We start from the raw sequence: 18775 nt of genomic DNA on the forward strand, positions 1-18775 counted from the left end.
TTTGAAATATAAATGTTAATGTTACTTCATCTTGAAACATAATATTATTTCCTAATTCATCACTTCTTCACATCTTGAACAAAGAGAATCTTCTTTTGTTGATGTAAATTTCCAACATCTTGGACACTTATGCATTGAAGCTTTATAAACTTCAAAGTTTGTTCCATCAATCTCAAAAGAACCTAGAACTTCTGATTGAAGTTTTTCATTTGAAACAGAAGAAACTAAGAACCAATCTGAGGCTTCAGTATTATCTAAAACTAAAATATCAGAATTATTAGTATATAAATCTAATTCTAGTGTTGATTTAATCACTTTTTCTTTACTTAAAGAATCTTTGATTTCAGAGAACTTCTCTTTAGCTAATAATAACACTTCTGCATTAATATTAACTTCAACTTCTGGTAATTCAACTTTTTTATAATCAAAAATATCATTACAATCTTCTTTTAAAAATGCTGGTGCAAAAGAAAGTAATTCATCCATTGTATAAGTTAAAATACAAGCAAGTGTAGAGATTAACTTTTTAGCAATTAATGCCATCGCACTTTGAGATGCAAGTCTATGAATATCATTTTTATCATCACAATATAATCTATCTTTACATACATCTAAATAAATTCCAGATAAATCAACAACTAAGAAATTGTTTAATTTATTTAAACCTTTTGAGAATTCATAAACTTTAAATGCTTCTTCAATTTCATTAAATACTGATTTCGCTCGAGATAAAACCCATTTATCTAAAGGACCCATTTTATCAACAGAAATAATTTCTTCTAAATCAGAAACATTTGCAAGTAAAAACCTAGCTGTATTTCTAATTTTTCTATAAAGCTCAGCATTTTGTTTTAAAATATTATCAGAAATTTTTAAATCACTTTGATAATCACTCATAGCAACCCATAGTCTTAAAATCTCAGAACCATACTGTTTCATTACCTTATCAGGTGCAACAACATTTCCTTTTGACTTAGACATTTTTTCACCCTTTTCATCAACAGTAAAGCCATGAGTTAAAATTGACTTATAAGGTGCAATCTCAGATGAAGCTAAAGTAGTTAAAAGTGAAGATTGGAACCAACCTCTATGTTGATCACTTCCTTCTAAATACATATCAGCAGGGAAAGTTCCTGCATCATAATTCCCTGATCTTAAAACTGCATTTTGAGTAGAACCTGAATCAAACCATACGTCTAAAATATCAGTAGTTTTTTCTAATTCACTTGCATTATATTTTGAATTTTCAGGTAATAACTCGTGAATTTCTAAATCATACCAAGCATCACAACCTTTTTCTTCAAAAATTTTAGCAGTATGAGTCATAACTTCTTCATCAAAAATAATTTCATCAGTTAATTTATTTCTAAAGAATGCAATTGGAACACCCCAATCTCTTTGTCTTGAGATACACCAATCAGGACGTCCGTCAAGCATAGCTTTTAATCTATTTCTTCCCCATTCAGGATAGAAAGTTAAATCTTCAACAACTTTTAAAGCATTTTCTCTTAATGTTTTTTTCTCTTTTCCATACTCATCATCAATAGAGATAAACCATTGTTTAGTTGCTCTAAAAATAATTGGTGTATGAGTTCTCCAACAATGTGGATACGAGTGAGTAATATCAATTCTTTTTAATAAAGCATCACCCAATTCTTCTAAAATTGGTTCATTTGCTTTGAATACATTAATACCTAAGTATTTATCAGTATCTCTAAAAAGTTTTTCTCTTACGATTGTTTGGTCATACTTTCCAAAAGCATCAACAGGCATAATTACATCTAAATCGTATTTTAAACCTACTTTATAATCATCCTCACCATGACCTGGCGCAGTGTGAACAGCACCTGAACCTGAATCCATCATTACGTGTTCACCTAAAATAATTTTAGATTTTCTATCATTTAACGGATTAATCGCATAAGTATTTTCTAAATCATTTGGATTAATATCTTTAACAACTTTTCCAGAAATTACTTCATTTTCAATTAATGAGTTATATAATTTTTTAGCAACAATAAATTTATCATCAGTTAATACATATTCTTCTTCACCATTTAGTGAAATACCAGTATTTGCAGGAAGTGTCCAAGGAGTTGTAGTCCAAATAATTACACTTGCATCTAAAGTTTCATGTTTAAATGCAACATAAATTGATGGAGAGACTTTATCTTCATGTTCAACTTCAGCTTCAGCAAGAGCAGTTTGTGCGGCCCATGACCAGTAAACTGGCTTAGATCTTTGAATTAATAAACCTTGTTTTGCAATAGCACAAAGTTCTCTAAAAATATTTGCTTCAAACTTAAAGTCCATTGTTAAATATGGGTTTTCCCAATCAGCAATAACACCTAATTTTTTGAATTCATCTTTTTGAATATCAACAAATCTAGTTGCATGGTCTCTACATAATTGTCTTAATTTTGATTTTGGCAGTTCTTTCTTTTTTGTACTTCCAATTTTTTCTTCAACTTTTTGTTCAATTGGTAAACCATGACAATCCCAACCTGGAACATATCTAATTGATTTTCCATCAAAATAGTGAAATTTATTTATAATATCTTTTAAAACTTTGTTTAAAGCATGACCAATATGAATATGACCATTTGCATAAGGTGGTCCATCATGAAGTGTAAAAGAAGGAGCACCTTCTCTATTTTTCTTCATCTTGTCATAAACTTTTTGGTCATCCCATTGTTTATACTTTTTTGGTTCGTTTTGAGGAAGATTTCCCCTCATTGGAAACGCAGTTTTTGGTAGTAGTAAACTCTCTTTATAATCCATTTTCAAAATACCTTCAATTATCATATTTGTTGTTTTTCATTAAATCGTAGATTATAACTAAAATAAATTAAATTTTATATAATCTATATATAGTTTGAAATAAAATCATTACACTGTGTATAAATTTTACAAGGTGTTACCAATCTCTATATTTTATTGATTTATAAAGTGTTTTCTAATTTCATTTAGCTAGTCCAAAACATTTATGTGTTAATATTTTTGAGATAATTAAACAATACATAGGAAGTGTACATGAACGAAAAACATTATGAAGTTGTAATAGTTGGTGGGGGAATCTCAGGAGCAGCATTATTTTACGAACTAGCAAAATATTCTACTGCAAAAAATATTTGTATGTTAGAAAAGTATGAAGCTTTAGCTACTTTAAATTCAAAAGGTAGTAGTAACTCTCAAACAATTCACGTTGGTGATATCGAAACGAACTATACTTTAGACAAAGCGAAAATCACAAAAAGAACTGCAAAAATGATTGAAAAGTTCTGTTTACAATATGGACTAGAAGAAAAAATCATGTTTAAACATCAAAAAATGGCTTTAGGTGTTGGAAAAGAAGAAGTTGAATTTATTACAAATAGATACAATGAATTCAAAGAATTATTCCCTTACTTAGAATTATGGGATAAAGAACAATTAAGAGAATTAGAACCTAAATTAGTTTATGCCGACAAAGAGCAAACTAAAGATAGACCAGAAGAAATCGTAGCAATGGGTGCTAGAGATGAGTACACTACTGTTGATTATGGTGCTATGACTGAAGAATTAGCAAAAGCTGGTCAAGAAGCTGATGAATCAAAAACAACAGATATTTTCTATAACTCTGAAGTTGAAGATATAGAAAAAGTTGGAGATAAATACAAATTAACAACTGTAAATGGTACTGTATATACAGCTGATTTTGTTGTTGTAAACGCTGGTGCTCACTCATTATACTTAGCTCATAAAATGGGTTACGGTAAACATATGGGTTCTTTATCAATGGCTGGATCGTTCTATATTACTAGTGGTGAATTTTTAAATGGAAAAGTTTACATGGTACAAAATGATAAATTACCATTTGCTGCATTACATGGTGATCCAGATATTTTAGAAGATGGTAAAACAAGATTCGGACCAACTGCATTAGCACTTGGTGTATTAGAAAGATATAAAGGATTAAGTTCTGTTGGTCAATGTTTAAAAACTATGAATATTGATGGAAATATCTTAAAAATATTCTGGGACTTATTAAAAGATTCAGAAATTAGAAACTATGTATTTAAAAACTTCTTATTTGAAGTTCCAGGAATTAATAAAGGTTTATTTGTTAAAGATGCACAAAAAATTGTTCCATCATTAACAAAAGATGATATTGAATATGCAAAAGGATTTGGTGGTGTTAGACCTCAAGTTCTTAATAAAGATGAACAAAAACTAATGTTAGGAGAAGCATCATTAAGTGAAGGTAATGGTATTATCTTTAATATGACTCCATCTCCAGGTGCAACTTCTTGTTTAGGAAATGCACAAAGAGATATTAAAGAAGTATGTGACTACTTAAATTTAGAATTTGATGAAGAACAATTCTTAGCAGACTTAACAGATCCAGAACCTGTTTAATTTCTAAAAAATAAAATAAGAGTTTTATCTCTTATTTTATTAACTTAATTTTTAATCCAAAACTTCCATAAATAAATCTTTTTTAATTTAATTTTGTATATCATAATATATTAATAATATATAAAGGTAATACTTATGTATGATGAAATTTTCAATGACATACAAATGCAAGAACTTCAAGATATGCTTAGAATTAATAAACAATCAATTACAACAGCAGAATCTTGTACAGGTGGTCTTATTTCATATATGATTACAAAAGTGCCAAATTCATCAGATATTTTTAATGGGGCAATTGTAAGCTATTCAAATAATATAAAAAATAAACAATTAAATGTAAAGAATTCTACACTTGAAAAATATGGAGCTGTAAGTGAAGAAGTTGTAAGTCAAATGCTTGATGGAATTACAAAAAAACTTGATGCAAATTATGCTATTGCAGTATCAGGAATTGCAGGTCCAGGTGGCGGTTCAATTAATAAACCAATAGGTACTGTTGTTATCGGTATAATGGGCTTTAAAGAAGAAAAAATAATTGATATTTATCACTTTAATGGCAATAGAGAAGAAGTACAAATTCAAGCAGCAAAAACAGCCCTTGCAAAAATTTATGAATTTATTAAAAAAACTATTGACAAATAAAAAGAAATCTATTATAATTCCACTCCATTTTAAGAAAATATTCTTAAGATAATAGTGACCCGTTAGCTCAGCTGGTAGAGCATCTCCCTTTTAAGGAGGTGGCCGATGGTTCGAATCCATCACGGGTCACCATTTATAAATGTTATTTGATTATGGTCCCTTCATCTAATGGTTAGGATTTTGGATTTTCATTCCAACCATAGGGGTTCGAATCCCCTAGGGATCACCACTAACATTTATATGGTCGATTAGCTCAGTTGGTAGAGCGCTACCCTTACAAGGTAGACGTCGCAAGTTCGAGTCTTGCATCGACCACCATTTTTAAGAATCACAAAATGCAGTGGCATTGATTTTTAAATCTTATTTTAATTGTGACATCTATTTACAATTTTTGTATTTAGTATTTTTAAGCGCGGTAGTAGTTTAGTTGGTTAGAACGCCTGCCTGTCACGTAGGAGGTCGAGGGTTCGAGTCCCTTCTACCGCGCCACTTTTTACTTAATGTGACCCGTTAGCTCAGCTGGTAGAGCATCTCCCTTTTAAGGAGGTGGCCGATGGTTCGAATCCATCACGGGTCACCATTTATAAATGTTATTTGATTATGGTCCCTTCATCTAATGGTTAGGATTTTGGATTTTCATTCCAACCATAGGGGTTCGAATCCCCTAGGGATCACCACTAACATTTATATGGTCGATTAGCTCAGTTGGTAGAGCGCTACCCTTACAAGGTAGACGTCGCAAGTTCGAGTCTTGCATCGACCACCATTTTTAAGAATCACAAAATGCAGTGGCATTGATTTTTAAATCTTATTTTAATTGTGACATCTATTTACAATTTTTGTATTTAGTATTTTTAAGCGCGGTAGTAGTTTAGTTGGTTAGAACGCCTGCCTGTCACGTAGGAGGTCGAGGGTTCGAGTCCCTTCTACCGCGCCACTTTTTATTTATGTGACCCGTTAGCTCAGCTGGTAGAGCATCTCCCTTTTAAGGAGGTGGCCGATGGTTCGAATCCATCACGGGTCACCATTTATAAATGTTATTTGATTATGGTCCCTTCATCTAATGGTTAGGATTTTGGATTTTCATTCCAACCATAGGGGTTCGAATCCCCTAGGGATCACCACTAACATTTATATGGTCGATTAGCTCAGTTGGTAGAGCGCTACCCTTACAAGGTAGACGTCGCAAGTTCGAGTCTTGCATCGACCACCATTTTTAAGAATCACAAAATGCAGTGGCATTGATTTTTAAATCTTATTTTAATTGTGACATCTATTTACAATTTTTGTATTTAGTATTTTTAAGCGCGGTAGTAGTTTAGTTGGTTAGAACGCCTGCCTGTCACGTAGGAGGTCGAGGGTTCGAGTCCCTTCTACCGCGCCACTTTTTATTTATGTGACCCGTTAGCTCAGCTGGTAGAGCATCTCCCTTTTAAGGAGGTGGCCGATGGTTCGAATCCATCACGGGTCACCATTTATAAATGTTATTTGATTATGGTCCCTTCATCTAATGGTTAGGATTTTGGATTTTCATTCCAACCATAGGGGTTCGAATCCCCTAGGGATCACCACTAACATTTATATGGTCGATTAGCTCAGTTGGTAGAGCGCTACCCTTACAAGGTAGACGTCGCAAGTTCGAGTCTTGCATCGACCACCATTTTTAAGAATCACAAAATGCAGTGGCATTGATTTTTAAATCTTATTTTAATTGTGACATCTATTTACAATTTTTGTATTTAGTATTTTTAAGCGCGGTAGTAGTTTAGTTGGTTAGAACGCCTGCCTGTCACGTAGGAGGTCGAGGGTTCGAGTCCCTTCTACCGCGCCACTTTTTATTTATGTGACCCGTTAGCTCAGCTGGTAGAGCATCTCCCTTTTAAGGAGGTGGCCGATGGTTCGAATCCATCACGGGTCACCATAAAATCTTACAATAAACTAATCTACAAATCATATTTTCAAAGTAACTCTTTATCAAAAAAAAGATATCCTTAATATACAACTTCATTAAATTTACCTAGGATAAACTCAATGTTCAAAGCCAAAAGTCTATATCATCTAATTCTTTACAGTATACTTTTTATTATTATATTAATTTCTTTTTTTACTTTTATAATAATTAACAATGCTCATGAAGAGTTACAAGAAAAAATTCTTACATTAAAAACTGATTATTCAACTAATCAACAAGCTTTAATAAAAAATGATGTTAACTCTGTAATTAATTTTATAGATTATTACCATACTAAACATAAAAAAAATAAAAGTACTAAACAAATACAAAAAGAAGTATTAGAAGCATTAACAAAACTAAGAGTAAGTGATAATATAAATGACTATTTATTTATATATGAATTTGATGGAACCTCTTTATATCATCCAATTGAAAATACTAAAATTGGAGAAAATTTAATTAAACTTACCGATGTAAATGGAAAAAAAGTTATAGAAGAATTAATTAATATTTCAAAAAAAAATGAGGGAGGTTATATTGATTATGTTTGGTATAAACCAGATATAGAAGATAATGCAAAAAAAATATCGTATGCAAACTCATATAAAGAATGGAACTGGACTATTGGCAAAGGTGTATATTTAGATAAGATAAATAAACTTGTACTTGCAAAAAACTATGAGTACAATCAAAAAATATCTGATTATACTTTACAAATAACATCACTAACAATAATGTTAGTACTTTATTCTATATTCATTTATAAAAATGCAACTATACTTATTTTAAATGATGTAAAAGAAATTGGTAAATATTTTAAAGAATCACAAAAAAATGATGAACCAATAAATCAAAATAGAATTATTTTTGGAGAGTTTAAAGTTATTGCAAATTATGCAACAGATGCAATGAATAATATAAAATTAAAAACTCATATGCTAGAAGACTTAAATAAAAATCTAGAATATAAAGTAGATGAAAAGACAAAAGAGCTTACAAAGCTTATTGAATCACAAAAAACTTTTATAAAAAACTCCGTACATGAAATCAACACTCCTTTATCAATAATTCAAACAAATATTGATTTACTAAAAATGAAAGTTCCTGAAAACAAATATATTACCCATATAGAATCAGGAGCAAAAATAATTCAATATATTTATGATGACCTATCATATTTAATAAAAAAAGATAGAGTTATATATGAAAAAGAGTATTTAAATCTTTCAAATATCGTTATGCATAGATTAGATTTTTTTGGAGAAATTGCAAAATCAAACTCTTTATATTTTGTTAGTAATATACAAGAAGATATTTATATAAAATTTAATATTACAGAATTTCAAAGAGTTATAGATAATAATATATCAAATGCCATAAAATATTCATATGCAAAATCACCTATTTTTGTAAGACTTGATTATATAAATGATAATGAAGTTGAATTTTCAATTACAACACATTCTAAAAAAATTGAATATCAAAATAAAATTTTTGATGATTTTTATAGAGAAAATTCTGCCCGTGGTGGATTTGGTCTGGGCTTAAAAATTGTAAAAGAAATCTGTGACAAGAATTTAGTTATAATAAGATTAGATTCAAACGATAAAGAAACAAAATTTACTTATAGGTTTAAAATAAATGAAAATACTATTACTTGAAGATGAATTAATGTTAAATAACTCAATATGTGAGTATTTAAGAAATATTGGGCATATGGTTGAAAGTTTTACTGATGGACAAGATGTTATTGACAGTGTTGATACCTCTTTTGACCTTCTAATTATGGATATAAACGTTCCTACTAAAGATGGCTTTACAATTTTGTCTGAACTTAATGAAAAAAAGATATATATTCCGACAATTTATATATCTGCGCAAATTGATATTGAAGATATTTCTAAAGCATATGACTTAGGTTGTAGAGAATATATAAAAAAACCTTTTCATCTAGAAGAACTAGGTATAAAAATAAACCAATTATTAAAAAAAGATCAAAGCAATACTTCTCACATAAGATTCTCAGAAAATTACTCTTATGCAAAAGATACTCAAACCTTATATTTTAATGGAGAACCACAGAACCTAACAAAGAAGCAATTAGAGATAATTCATATTCTAGCACTTAATATAAATATGATAGTAGACTTCGAGCGATTTAGAATTGACATCTGGGATGGAGAGAATATTGATAATCCTACTATAAGAGCAGAGATCTCAAGGCTAAAAAAAGCACTAAAAGAAGATTTCATAAAGAATATTAGAGGTTTAGGTTACAAAATTGACAGATATTACTCTGTTTAACTAAGCCCATTATTTGGGCTTTACTAGCGTTATTTGCTACCTTAACGCTACCTTCAAAAAAAACTTTTCAAAAAAAATTTTAATTGCTATCTTTTTGCTATCTACACTTATTATACTTTCAATGTTAAATTATTAAATGATTCATTTATTTAATGATAAAAAATAAGGAGAGCAGGATGAGTCCAGAAAAGGCACAAGCATACTGGAAAGAAAACATTTCAATGATTCTTAAACTACTTGTAGTTTGGTTTATTGTTTCTTTCGGTTGTGGTATTTTATTTATTAACGAACTTAACGCTATTGAGATTAGTGGTGTTAAATTAGGATTTTGGTTTGCACAACAAGGTGCAATTTATGTATTCGTAGTATTAATTTTTGTTTACGTTAAAGTAATGACAGGAATTGACGAGAAATACGGCGTTCACGAATAGGAGATTCAAAAAATGGAATTACAATCATTAATTTACCTATTTGTAGGTATTTCATTCGCAGTTTATATTGGTATTGCTTTATGGGCAAAAGCTGGTTCAACTAAAGATTTCTATGTTGCAGGTGGTGGTGTTCATCCAATTGCAAATGGTATGGCGACAGCAGCAGACTGGATGTCAGCAGCTTCATTTATTTCACTAGCAGGTCTTATTTCTTTTAAAGGTTCTGATGGTGGTGCTTTCTTAATGGGTTGGACTGGTGGATACGTTCTACTTGCAATGTTACTTGCTCCTTACTTAAGAAAATTTGGTAAGTTTACAGTTCCTGATTTTGTTGGTGACAGATACTACTCTGACACAGCTAGATTAGTTGCAGTTATTTCAGTTATCTTCGTTTCGTTCACATATGTTGCTGGACAAATGAGAGGTGTTGGAATTGTATTCTCTAGATTCTTACAAGTTGATGTAAATACTGGTGTATTAATCGGTATGGGTGTTGTATTCTTCTATTCTGTTTTAGGTGGAATGAAAGGTATTACATATACACAAGTTGCTCAATATGTTGTTATGATTTTTGCATACATGATTCCTGCAATTTTCTTATCATTACAAGTTACTGATACATTCATTCCTCAATTAGGTGTGTTTGGTCAAACTACATTTGCATTTGATTCTGGAGTTTCTGTAATTCCTGAAGGAACATATCTGTTACATGCACTTGATCAGTCTATTTCTGATTTAGGATTTACTGAATATACACAACCAGGTAACTTATGGAATACATTTATGTTAACTACAGCGTTAATGCTTGGTACTGCTGGACTTCCTCACGTTATTGTTAGATTCTTTACAGTACCAACTGTTAAAGATGCTAGAATATCTGCTGGATGGGCGTTAATCTTTATTGCGATTATGTATACAACTATTTCTTCTGTTGCTGCATTCTCAAGAGTTAACTTAATCAAAAACTTACAAAACACTGAATATAAAGCGTTTGTAAATGGTGAGATTGAAGGTAACAATGGGAACTGGTTTAAAACTTGGGAAAATGGTGGATTAATTGCATGGCATGATAGAAATGGCGATGGTAAAATTCAATATGCTACAGGTAAAGCATTCGATGGAGCTAAAGGTAAACCAGCATTTGATGGTGATAAAAGAGGCGAAGATGGACATAGACTTGTAACTAATGGTAAAGGTGCTGCAGATGCTGCAGAACTTGCTAAAGGTAACGGAATTGCAAATGAGTTATACGTTGATAGAGATATCATGGTACTTGCGAATCCTGAAATTGCAAACTTACCTAACTGGGTAATTGCATTTATTGCAGCTGGTGGTTTAGCAGCAGCATTATCAACAGCAGCAGGGTTATTACTTGTAATTGCATCAGCAATTTCTCATGACCTTATGGGACAAGTTGTTTACAAAGACAAAGAAACTGGTAAATCAACATTAAATGAAAAAACAGAGTTAACTTATGCAAGAATATCAGCAGTAGCTGCTATTTGTGTTGCGGGGTACTTAGGGATTAACCCTCCAGGATTTGTTGCACAAGTTGTTGCTTTAGCATTTGGTATTGCTGCAGCTGCATTCTTCCCAACAATTATCCTTGGTGTATTTGATAAGAGAATGAACAAAGAGGGTGCGATTGCTGGTATTATTACTGGTCTTGTTGCAACTGTTGGTTATGCGTTCTATTTCATCTGGGGTGGCGGAAAACCTGAAGATTACTTCTTAGGAATTTCTCCAGCGAGCTTCGGTACGATTGGAACAATACTTCACTTAGTAGTGGCGTTAGTTATTTCTAGAATGACTCCTGAGCCTCCACAAGAGATTCAAGATCTTGTAGAGTCAATCAGAATTCCTTCTGGAGCTGGTGAGGCTGTTGATCACTAGTTAGACTTACTATAAAGTATGCCCTTGGGCATACTTTTAGTATTTTTTTATGTTAAAATTAATTAATATAAAAAAATACTAATTCAAGGAAACTTAATGAGCTTAAGAGATCAAGAAGACTTTCTTTCAAATATACATCCTTTCGAAGTTTTAAATCAAAATCAAATCAACGATTGTATTAAACATATGGATATAGCTTATTATCCAAAAGATTCAACATTAATTTGTCCAAGTAAAATATCTAATCATTTCTTTATTATTATAAAAGGTTCAGTTTATGAATATAGTGATGATGAAGTTGTTATGGATTATCATCAAGAAGATTCCTTTGATGCTAACTCTTTAATATATAATGAAACAAAACATACTTTTAAAGTTCATGAAGATTTAATTTGTTACGAATTAGAAAAGAAAACATTTTTAAAGCTAATTGAAGAAAATCAAAAATTTAAAGATTTTTTTTTAAAAAACCTTGTAAATAAAATTCAAACATTAAAAGACAAAGAGTATACATCTGAATTATCATCTTTTATGATTGCAAAAGTTGAAGATACAATTATACATGAAGCTTGTATAGTTGATGAGAATACAAAATTAATAGATGCTATTGAAAAATCAATGAACTTTAAAACATCAACAATTATTGTAAAAAAAGAAGATGAAACTTATGGGATAATTACAGATTCACTTCTAAAAGTTAAAGTATTATTAGAGAAAAGAACTCTTGATATACCAGTATCTGATATTGCGGTATTCCCATTAATGACTATTTGTAATGATGACTACTTATTTGAAGCACTTACAGTTTTAATCAAAAGAAATATCAAAAGAATTGGTGTAACAAATAATGAAGGTAAAATGATTGGTGTTTTAGAACAAATTGATGTTCTATCACATTTTGCTAATAATACATATGTTGTTGATACAAAAATCAAGAAAGCTAAAACAATTGAAGAATTAAAAAATTCAAGTAATGATTTAATTAATATTATTAAAAGTTTACAAGCAAAAGGTGTGAAAGTAAACCATATCTCAAATTTGATTGGACAACTAAATACAAAAGTTTACCAAAAACTATATAACTTAGTTGTTCCAACTGAACTTAAAAAAGATGCATGTTTGATTGTTATGGGAAGTGAAGGAAGAAATGAGCAAATCATAAAAACTGACCAAGACAATGCATTAGTTATTAAAGATGGCGTTGACGTAAATTTATATCGACCTTATATGGAAAAACTGACAGCACATCTTATAGATTTTGGTTATCCTCCTTGTGAAGGTAATATTATGGTTTCTAATCCATTTTGGTGTAAAACTGTTAGTGAATATAAAGAAGAGACAAAAAGATGGATCGATGCTCCTGATATGCAAAATTATATGGATTTAGCTATTTTCTTTGATTCTTTTGCAGTTGCAGGAGACAAGCAACTTTTAATTAATTTAAAAGATGATTTATTTGATAAACTACATGACAAAGATGTTTTTATGGCATATTTTGCAAAAGCTACTTTAGCTTTTGACACACCTAGTACGGTTGCAAATTTTATGACAAAAGTACATTATATAGATATTAAAAAAACTGCAGTTTTCCCAATTGTTCAAGGTATTAGATCATTAGCATTAAGAGAAAAAATTAGAGAAACTACAACAGTAAAAAGAATCAAAATATTAGAGCAAAGAAAAGTTTTAGAAAAAGAAAAAGCTGCCGAATTACTTGAAGCTTTTGATGTTGTAAATACTTTAAGATTAAAGTCTCAACTAGTTAAAATACTTGAAAATAAAGAAATAAACAATGAAATAGATACTCATAACCTTGGTAAAATTGAACGAGATTTATTAAAAGATTCTTTCAAAATTGTAATTGATTTTAAAAAGTTTATAGCCTACTCTTTTAAAACAGATAAGATTTCATAATGTTTAACAAGTTTTTAAAAAATTGGAATAGAAAAAAATTAAAAGATAAGAAATATGACTTCTTATTTGATGAACCTTTAAATAATGAATATGTATGTCTAGATTGTGAGACAACAGGGTTAAGCCCAAGAAAAGACGAAATACTTTCTATTGGTGCAGTTCATATAAAAGATAATAAGGTAATTATGAGAGAAACGTTTAATATTTTTGTTAAGCCTTCAAAAAATATTAGTGCTGAATCTATTAAAATTCATCATATACGTCCTATAGATTTAGAAAATGCAGTAAGTCCTAAAAAAGCAATACTAAAATTATTAGATTTTATTGGCTCTCGTCCAATAGTTGGCTATTACATAAAATTTGATATAGCAATGATCTCAAAATACACTAAACAATATATTGGAATAAACTTACCAAATGAAAGTATTGAAGTATCATCAATGTTTTTTAAATCAAAGAAAAAAACTAGTGAATATGAATTTATTGATTTAAAATTTGATACTATTATGAAAGAACTAGATATTCCATCTTTAGGAAAACATGATGCTTTAAATGATGCAATTATGACATCAATGATGTTTTTAAAACTTAGAAACTTAACTCCAGCAAAAACAACATTTTACACAAGCTAAAATATCAAGGAGTAAAAGAATAAATTATTCTTTTACTCCTTGGCGCTTCTAAAAGTTACACTTATTATTATTTAAATTTAAATTAAACTTAAATACCCTAAACACCTCTTTAACATAATTTTATACTACTATAATTAGGCTCATTTTTAAAATGCTAGACTATTGCTATGTTTTAATTTTTCAATTAGAATATATTAATTTTCTTCATTTAATAAACCGTAGGAGGCAGAAATGAATGATGAGTTAGTACAACGAATCAAAAACAACCCAAAGTATCAAGAACTAATTAAAAAAAGGTCAAGTTTTTCAATCAAACTTGCAATTTTTGTATTAGTTATGTTTTATGCATACATTTTAACTATAGCATTTGAACCAACTTTATTAGGTACAAAATTAGGTGATGGTGTAATGACAGTAGCATTTCCAATTGCAGCAGCTATTATTGTTATTAGTTTTATTACTACATTAATTTATGTAAAAAGAGCAAATGGTGAATTTGAAGATTTAACAAATGAAATAAGAGAAGATATAAAGGATGCATTATAATGTTTAGAATTTTAGCACTAATTTCTATTTTTGCAATTGCTGCATTCGCAGCTGGTGATGCAGAATTTGAAGCGGTTCAAAGAGATATTAATATTCCTGCGATTGTAATGTTCTTTGTATTTATTGGAGCAACTTTAGGTGTTACTTATTGGGCAGCTAGCAAAACAAAATCTGCAAGTGACTTTTATACAGCAGGTGGAGGAATAACTGGATTCCAAAATGGTATGGCAATTGCTGGTGATTATATGTCAGCTGCATCATTCCTTGGACTTTCTGGTTTAGTTTACTTAAAAGGTTATGATGGTTTAGTTTATGCAGTTGGATTCTTAGTTGGATGGCCTGTAATTTTATTCTTAATGGCTGAAAAATTAAGAAACTTAGGTAAATTTACTTTTGCTGATATTGCAGCTTTTAGACTTGGTCAAAAAGAAATTAGAGTATTAGCAGCATTTGGTTCTTTATCAGTTGTTACATTATATTTAATCGCACAAATGGTTGGTTCTGGAAAATTAATTCAAGTATTATTTGGTTTAGAATATGAATATGCTGTAATGCTTGTTGGTGTTATGATGATTATTTATGTTACTTTTGGTGGTATGCTTGCAACTACTTGGGTACAAATTATTAAAGCAGTTTTATTATTATCAGGTGTAACATTTATGGCATTCTTGATTTTACAACAATTTGATTTTGATTTTACATTATTAGCTACAAAAGCTGTTGAAACACATACCTTAGGTCAAGATATTATGGCACCAGGTGGTTTTATTTCTGATCCTATTTCTGCTATTTCACTTGGTCTTGCATTAATGTTAGGAACTGCTGGTTTACCTCATGTTTTAATGAGATTCTTTACAGTTGGTAATGCAAAGGAAGCAAGAAAATCTGTTGTTTATGCAACTGGTTTTATTGGTTACTTCTATTTAGTAATTGCAATTATCGGATTAGGAGCAATTGTTTTCTTAAATTCTGATGCAGGTGCACAGTATTTTGTTGATGGAAAACTATTTGGTGGAAATAATATGGCTGCAATTCACTTATCACATTTTGTTGGTGGAGATATATTCTTAGGATTTATTTCAGCTGTTGCATTTGCTACTATTTTAGCTGTTGTTTCAGGACTTACACTAGCTGGTGCATCTGCAATATCTCATGATATTTATGCTAATGTAATTTGTAAAGGTAAAGCTGATGAAGCAAAAGAAATGGCAGTTTCAAAAAGATCTGTTATTATTATTGGTGTTGTTGGTGTTGCATTAGGTATTGCTTTTGAACATCAAAATATTGCATTTATGGTAGGACTTGCATTTGCTATTGCAGCATCTGCAAATTTCCCAATTCTTTTCTTATCAATTTATTGGTCTAAATTAACTACAAGAGGTGCATTTATTGGTGGACTTATGGGTCTTATCACTGCTGTTGTACTTGTGATATTAGGTCCTGTTGTTTGGGTCTCTGTATTAGGAAATGAAGAAGCTATCTTCCCTTATAAACACCCTGCACTATTCTCTGTTGCTGTTGCATTTATAAGTATTTGGTTCTTCTCAATTACTGATAAATCGCAAAGAGCAAAAGATGAAATTCATGCTTTCGAAGCACAAAAAGTTAGAGCGGAAACTGGTTTCGGCGCTGATGGTGCTGTTGATCACTAGATTAGAAAAATAATGTTACTAAAGAGTTTATCTCTTTAGTAACAATTTATCTCTTTATATTACTATACTACTCAAAATATATAATTTTTAATATTATAATATAGCTTTTTAACATACCTTAAATTGATATTAAATTTTACTATTAAATTTAATAATTTATTATGCTTATTTTTGTTACTTTTTTACAAAATGTACATTATTTCTACATAACTTTTTATGATTTTTGAACTTTTTATGATCTTATCTATGTATAATAAATTAAGATTTGCTATTTTAATGCTACTACAATCATTAGCATTGATTATCAAAATTTAAATATAAGTATAATATTTAGTTATATTATATGACAAGGAAGCAGAATGAACAAGGACTTAGTTGAACGAATTGAATCTAATCCAAAGTATCAAGAATTAGTATCTAAAAGAACTAGTTTCGGTATAAAATTAGGTGTTTTTGTATTAGTAATGTTTTATACATTTATCATGGTAATTGCATTTAACAAAGAAGTATTAGCAACAAAAATTGGTGATGGAGTTACTACAATAGCTTTTCCAATTGCTTTAGCAATCTTAGTTATTAGTTTTATTACAACTCTTATTTATGTAAAAAGAGCAAATGGTGAGTTTGAAGACTTAACAAATGAAATTAAAAAAGATGTAAAGGATTTAATTTAATGCTTAAAATATTAACACTAATTACAATTTTTGCACTAACAGCGTTTGCTGCTGGTGATGCTGAATTTGAAGCGGTTCAAAGAGATCTTAATATTCCTGCGATTATTATGTTCTTAATTTTTATTGCTGGTACACTTGGTATTACTTACTGGGCTGCTAGTAAAACTAAATCTGCAAGTGATTTTTATACTGCTGGTGGTGGAATTACAGGTTTTCAAAATGGTTTAGCAATTGCTGGAGATTACATGTCTGCTGCTGCATTCTTAGGAGTTTCAGGTCTTATTTACTTAAAAGGTTATGATGGTGTTATCTATGCAGTTTCATTCCTAGTTGGTTGGCCAGTTATTTTATTCTTTATGGCAGAAAAGTTAAGAAACTTAGGTAAATTTACTTTTGCTGATATTGCTGCTTATAGATTAGGCCAAAAAGAAATTAGAACTCTTGCTGCGTTTGGTTCTATTGCCGTTGTAATTTTATATTTAATTGCTCAAATGGTTGGAGCTGGTAAATTAATTCAAGTATTATTTGGTATGGAATATGAATATGCTGTATTCATGGTTGGTGCATTAATGATTGTATATGTTACATTTGGTGGAATGCTAGCAACTACTTGGGTACAAATTATCAAAGCTTGTTTATTACTTTCAGGTGTATCATTCATGGCAATTATGGTTTTATATCACTTTGATTTCTCTTTTGAATCTTTAGCAGTTCAAGCTGTTGAAAATCATTCAGCAGGTGAATCAATTCTTGCTCCTGGTGGATTTATTTCTGACCCTATTTCTGCTATTTCTTTAGGTATGGCTCTTATGTTAGGAACTGCTGGTTTACCTCACGTTCTTATGAGATTTTTTACTGTTGGTAATGCTAAGGAAGCAAGAAAATCTGTTGTTTATGCAACTGGTTTTGTTGGTTATTTCTGGATTATTATTACAATCGTTGGTTTTGGTGCAATTGCATTCTTAAACTCTGCAGATGGAGCTCAATACTTCGTAGATGGTAAGTTATTTGGTGGAAATAATATGGCTTCTATTCACTTATCACATATGTTAGGTGGAAATGCATTCTTAGGATTTATTTCAGCTGTTGCATTTGCTACTATTTTAGCAGTTGTTTCTGGTCTTACACTTGCAGGTGCTTCTGCAATATCTCATGATATTTATGCAAATGTTATTAACCCAAATGCAACTGACGAAAAAGTTGTAAAAATTTCTAAAATTACAGTTATAATCGTTGGAATTGTTGGTGTTACACTTGGTATTGCATTTGAGCAACAAAATATTGCTTATATGGTTGGATTAGCGTTTGGTATTGCTGCATCTGCTAACTTCCCAATTTTATTCTTATCTATTTACTGGAGAGGATTAACAACGAGAGGTGCATTTATTGGTGGATTTATCGGTCTTATCACTGCTGTTACTCTTGTAATTATTGGGCCAATTGTATGGGTTTCTATTTTAGGAAATGAAGAAGCTTTATTCCCTTATAAACACCCTGCTTTATTCTCAGTAACTTTAGCATTTGTTTCAATTTGGTTCTTCTCTAAAACAGATAATTCTCAAAGAGGAAAAGATGAAAAAGAGATGTTTAGAGCTCAAAATGTTAGAGCAAATACTGGTATTGGGTCAGCTGGAGCTGTTGATCATTAGTAGTTTAAAACAAAGAGGATAAAACCTCTTTGTTAAATAAAAAATAAATATTTTGTAAATTTTTATTATTGATTTCAGTTTTATAT

Annotated in this window: 13 protein-coding genes and 17 tRNA genes; 29 read left to right on the top strand and 1 reads right to left on the bottom strand. The window is 30.2% G+C overall.

Going from position 1 to position 18775, the window contains the following annotated elements; translation table 11 throughout:
• Positions 1–51 precede the first annotated feature (51 nt).
• The gene (gene ileS / locus D3Z07_RS06520) at positions 52–2781 is read right to left on the bottom strand and encodes an isoleucine--tRNA ligase (RefSeq protein ID WP_122893380.1); all 2730 of its coding nucleotides are present in this window, start codon (positions 2779–2781) and stop codon (positions 52–54) included.
• A 252-nt stretch (positions 2782–3033) separates the two neighbouring features.
• Between ileS and D3Z07_RS06525 the strand changes: the two genes are divergently transcribed.
• The 29 genes from D3Z07_RS06525 (at position 3034) to D3Z07_RS06665 (ending at position 18689) form a co-directional block, all read left to right on the top strand.
• Positions 3034–4398 carry an FAD-dependent oxidoreductase gene (locus tag D3Z07_RS06525; protein WP_076084389.1) on the top strand — a complete coding sequence of 455 codons (1365 nt, stop codon included), beginning with the start codon at positions 3034–3036 and terminating at the stop codon, positions 4396–4398.
• A gap of 135 nt (positions 4399–4533) precedes the next feature.
• Positions 4534–5040 (top strand): CinA family protein, encoded by a 507-nt coding sequence (locus D3Z07_RS06530; protein ID WP_122893381.1) that lies wholly within the window; start codon positions 4534–4536, stop codon positions 5038–5040.
• A 56-nt stretch (positions 5041–5096) separates the two neighbouring features.
• Positions 5097–5172, top strand: a tRNA-Lys gene (locus D3Z07_RS06535).
• 22 nt (positions 5173–5194) lie between these two features.
• Positions 5195–5269: transfer RNA gene (locus D3Z07_RS06540), tRNA-Glu, on the top strand.
• Between the two features lie 13 nt (positions 5270–5282).
• Positions 5283–5358, top strand: a tRNA-Val gene (locus D3Z07_RS06545).
• 94 nt (positions 5359–5452) lie between these two features.
• Positions 5453–5529 (top strand) — tRNA-Asp (locus tag D3Z07_RS06550).
• Between the two features lie 15 nt (positions 5530–5544).
• A tRNA-Lys gene (locus D3Z07_RS06555) sits at positions 5545–5620 on the top strand.
• A 22-nt stretch (positions 5621–5642) separates the two neighbouring features.
• Positions 5643–5717: transfer RNA gene (locus D3Z07_RS06560), tRNA-Glu, on the top strand.
• Positions 5718–5730: 13 nt separating this feature from the next.
• Positions 5731–5806 (top strand) — tRNA-Val (locus tag D3Z07_RS06565).
• A 94-nt stretch (positions 5807–5900) separates the two neighbouring features.
• Positions 5901–5977 (top strand) — tRNA-Asp (locus D3Z07_RS06570).
• A 14-nt stretch (positions 5978–5991) separates the two neighbouring features.
• Positions 5992–6067: transfer RNA gene (locus D3Z07_RS06575), tRNA-Lys, on the top strand.
• 22 nt (positions 6068–6089) lie between these two features.
• Positions 6090–6164: transfer RNA gene (locus D3Z07_RS06580), tRNA-Glu, on the top strand.
• 13 nt (positions 6165–6177) lie between these two features.
• Positions 6178–6253 (top strand) — tRNA-Val (locus tag D3Z07_RS06585).
• A gap of 94 nt (positions 6254–6347) precedes the next feature.
• Positions 6348–6424 (top strand) — tRNA-Asp (locus D3Z07_RS06590).
• A 14-nt stretch (positions 6425–6438) separates the two neighbouring features.
• Positions 6439–6514 (top strand) — tRNA-Lys (locus D3Z07_RS06595).
• Positions 6515–6536: 22 nt separating this feature from the next.
• Positions 6537–6611: transfer RNA gene (locus tag D3Z07_RS06600), tRNA-Glu, on the top strand.
• Positions 6612–6624: 13 nt separating this feature from the next.
• Positions 6625–6700: transfer RNA gene (locus D3Z07_RS06605), tRNA-Val, on the top strand.
• A gap of 94 nt (positions 6701–6794) precedes the next feature.
• Positions 6795–6871, top strand: a tRNA-Asp gene (locus D3Z07_RS06610).
• 14 nt (positions 6872–6885) lie between these two features.
• Positions 6886–6961: transfer RNA gene (locus tag D3Z07_RS06615), tRNA-Lys, on the top strand.
• Between the two features lie 110 nt (positions 6962–7071).
• Positions 7072–8655: a sensor histidine kinase gene (locus D3Z07_RS06620; RefSeq protein ID WP_076084383.1), complete on the top strand. Its 1584-nt coding sequence runs from the start codon at positions 7072–7074 to the stop codon at positions 8653–8655.
• Positions 8636–9298, top strand: coding sequence for a response regulator transcription factor (locus D3Z07_RS06625; RefSeq protein WP_076084380.1), 663 nt, complete (start codon positions 8636–8638; stop codon positions 9296–9298). Before D3Z07_RS06620 ends, D3Z07_RS06625 begins: the two co-directional genes overlap by 20 nt.
• Positions 9299–9474: 176 nt before the next feature.
• On the top strand, positions 9475–9729 hold the full coding sequence (locus D3Z07_RS06630; protein WP_076084377.1) for a DUF4212 domain-containing protein: 255 nt from the start codon (positions 9475–9477) through the stop codon (positions 9727–9729).
• Between the two features lie 12 nt (positions 9730–9741).
• On the top strand, positions 9742–11622 hold the full coding sequence (locus D3Z07_RS06635) for a sodium:solute symporter family protein (protein WP_076084374.1): 1881 nt from the start codon (positions 9742–9744) through the stop codon (positions 11620–11622).
• 96 nt (positions 11623–11718) lie between these two features.
• The gene (locus D3Z07_RS06640) at positions 11719–13536 is read left to right on the top strand and encodes a DUF294 nucleotidyltransferase-like domain-containing protein (RefSeq protein WP_076084371.1); all 1818 of its coding nucleotides are present in this window, start codon (positions 11719–11721) and stop codon (positions 13534–13536) included.
• Positions 13536–14168: a 3'-5' exonuclease gene (locus D3Z07_RS06645; RefSeq protein WP_076084368.1), complete on the top strand. Its 633-nt coding sequence runs from the start codon at positions 13536–13538 to the stop codon at positions 14166–14168. Before D3Z07_RS06640 ends, D3Z07_RS06645 begins: the two co-directional genes overlap by 1 nt.
• 231 nt (positions 14169–14399) lie before the next feature.
• Positions 14400–14714 carry a DUF485 domain-containing protein gene (locus D3Z07_RS06650; protein ID WP_076084365.1) on the top strand — a complete coding sequence of 105 codons (315 nt, stop codon included), beginning with the start codon at positions 14400–14402 and terminating at the stop codon, positions 14712–14714.
• Positions 14714–16366 carry a cation acetate symporter gene (locus tag D3Z07_RS06655; protein ID WP_076084362.1) on the top strand — a complete coding sequence of 551 codons (1653 nt, stop codon included), beginning with the start codon at positions 14714–14716 and terminating at the stop codon, positions 16364–16366. The genes D3Z07_RS06650 and D3Z07_RS06655 overlap by 1 nt, the downstream gene beginning before the upstream one ends.
• 359 nt (positions 16367–16725) lie before the next feature.
• The gene (locus D3Z07_RS06660) at positions 16726–17040 is read left to right on the top strand and encodes a DUF485 domain-containing protein (RefSeq protein WP_076084359.1); all 315 of its coding nucleotides are present in this window, start codon (positions 16726–16728) and stop codon (positions 17038–17040) included.
• Positions 17040–18689 (top strand): cation acetate symporter, encoded by a 1650-nt coding sequence (locus D3Z07_RS06665; protein WP_076084356.1) that lies wholly within the window; start codon positions 17040–17042, stop codon positions 18687–18689. Before D3Z07_RS06660 ends, D3Z07_RS06665 begins: the two co-directional genes overlap by 1 nt.
• Positions 18690–18775: the final 86 nt, after the last annotated feature.

It is taken from the genome of Arcobacter peruensis, from assembly GCF_003711085.1.
Taxonomy (GTDB): Bacteria; Campylobacterota; Campylobacteria; order Campylobacterales; family Arcobacteraceae; genus Poseidonibacter; species Poseidonibacter parvus.

Excerpts from the sequence above, each read along its gene's own strand:
- ileS (WP_122893380.1), bottom strand. The coding sequence starts at position 2,781 with ATGGATTATAAAGAGAGTTTACTACTACCAAAAACTGCGTTTCCAATG.
- D3Z07_RS06525 (WP_076084389.1), top strand. The coding sequence starts at position 3,034 with ATGAACGAAAAACATTATGAAGTTGTAATAGTTGGTGGGGGAATCTCA.
- D3Z07_RS06530 (WP_122893381.1), top strand. The coding sequence starts at position 4,534 with ATGTATGATGAAATTTTCAATGACATACAAATGCAAGAACTTCAAGAT.
- D3Z07_RS06620 (WP_076084383.1), top strand. The coding sequence starts at position 7,072 with ATGTTCAAAGCCAAAAGTCTATATCATCTAATTCTTTACAGTATACTT.
- D3Z07_RS06625 (WP_076084380.1), top strand. The coding sequence starts at position 8,636 with ATGAAAATACTATTACTTGAAGATGAATTAATGTTAAATAACTCAATA.
- D3Z07_RS06630 (WP_076084377.1), top strand. The coding sequence starts at position 9,475 with ATGAGTCCAGAAAAGGCACAAGCATACTGGAAAGAAAACATTTCAATG.
- D3Z07_RS06635 (WP_076084374.1), top strand. The coding sequence starts at position 9,742 with ATGGAATTACAATCATTAATTTACCTATTTGTAGGTATTTCATTCGCA.
- D3Z07_RS06640 (WP_076084371.1), top strand. The coding sequence starts at position 11,719 with ATGAGCTTAAGAGATCAAGAAGACTTTCTTTCAAATATACATCCTTTC.
- D3Z07_RS06645 (WP_076084368.1), top strand. The coding sequence starts at position 13,536 with ATGTTTAACAAGTTTTTAAAAAATTGGAATAGAAAAAAATTAAAAGAT.
- D3Z07_RS06650 (WP_076084365.1), top strand. The coding sequence starts at position 14,400 with ATGAATGATGAGTTAGTACAACGAATCAAAAACAACCCAAAGTATCAA.
- D3Z07_RS06655 (WP_076084362.1), top strand. The coding sequence starts at position 14,714 with ATGTTTAGAATTTTAGCACTAATTTCTATTTTTGCAATTGCTGCATTC.
- D3Z07_RS06660 (WP_076084359.1), top strand. The coding sequence starts at position 16,726 with ATGAACAAGGACTTAGTTGAACGAATTGAATCTAATCCAAAGTATCAA.
- D3Z07_RS06665 (WP_076084356.1), top strand. The coding sequence starts at position 17,040 with ATGCTTAAAATATTAACACTAATTACAATTTTTGCACTAACAGCGTTT.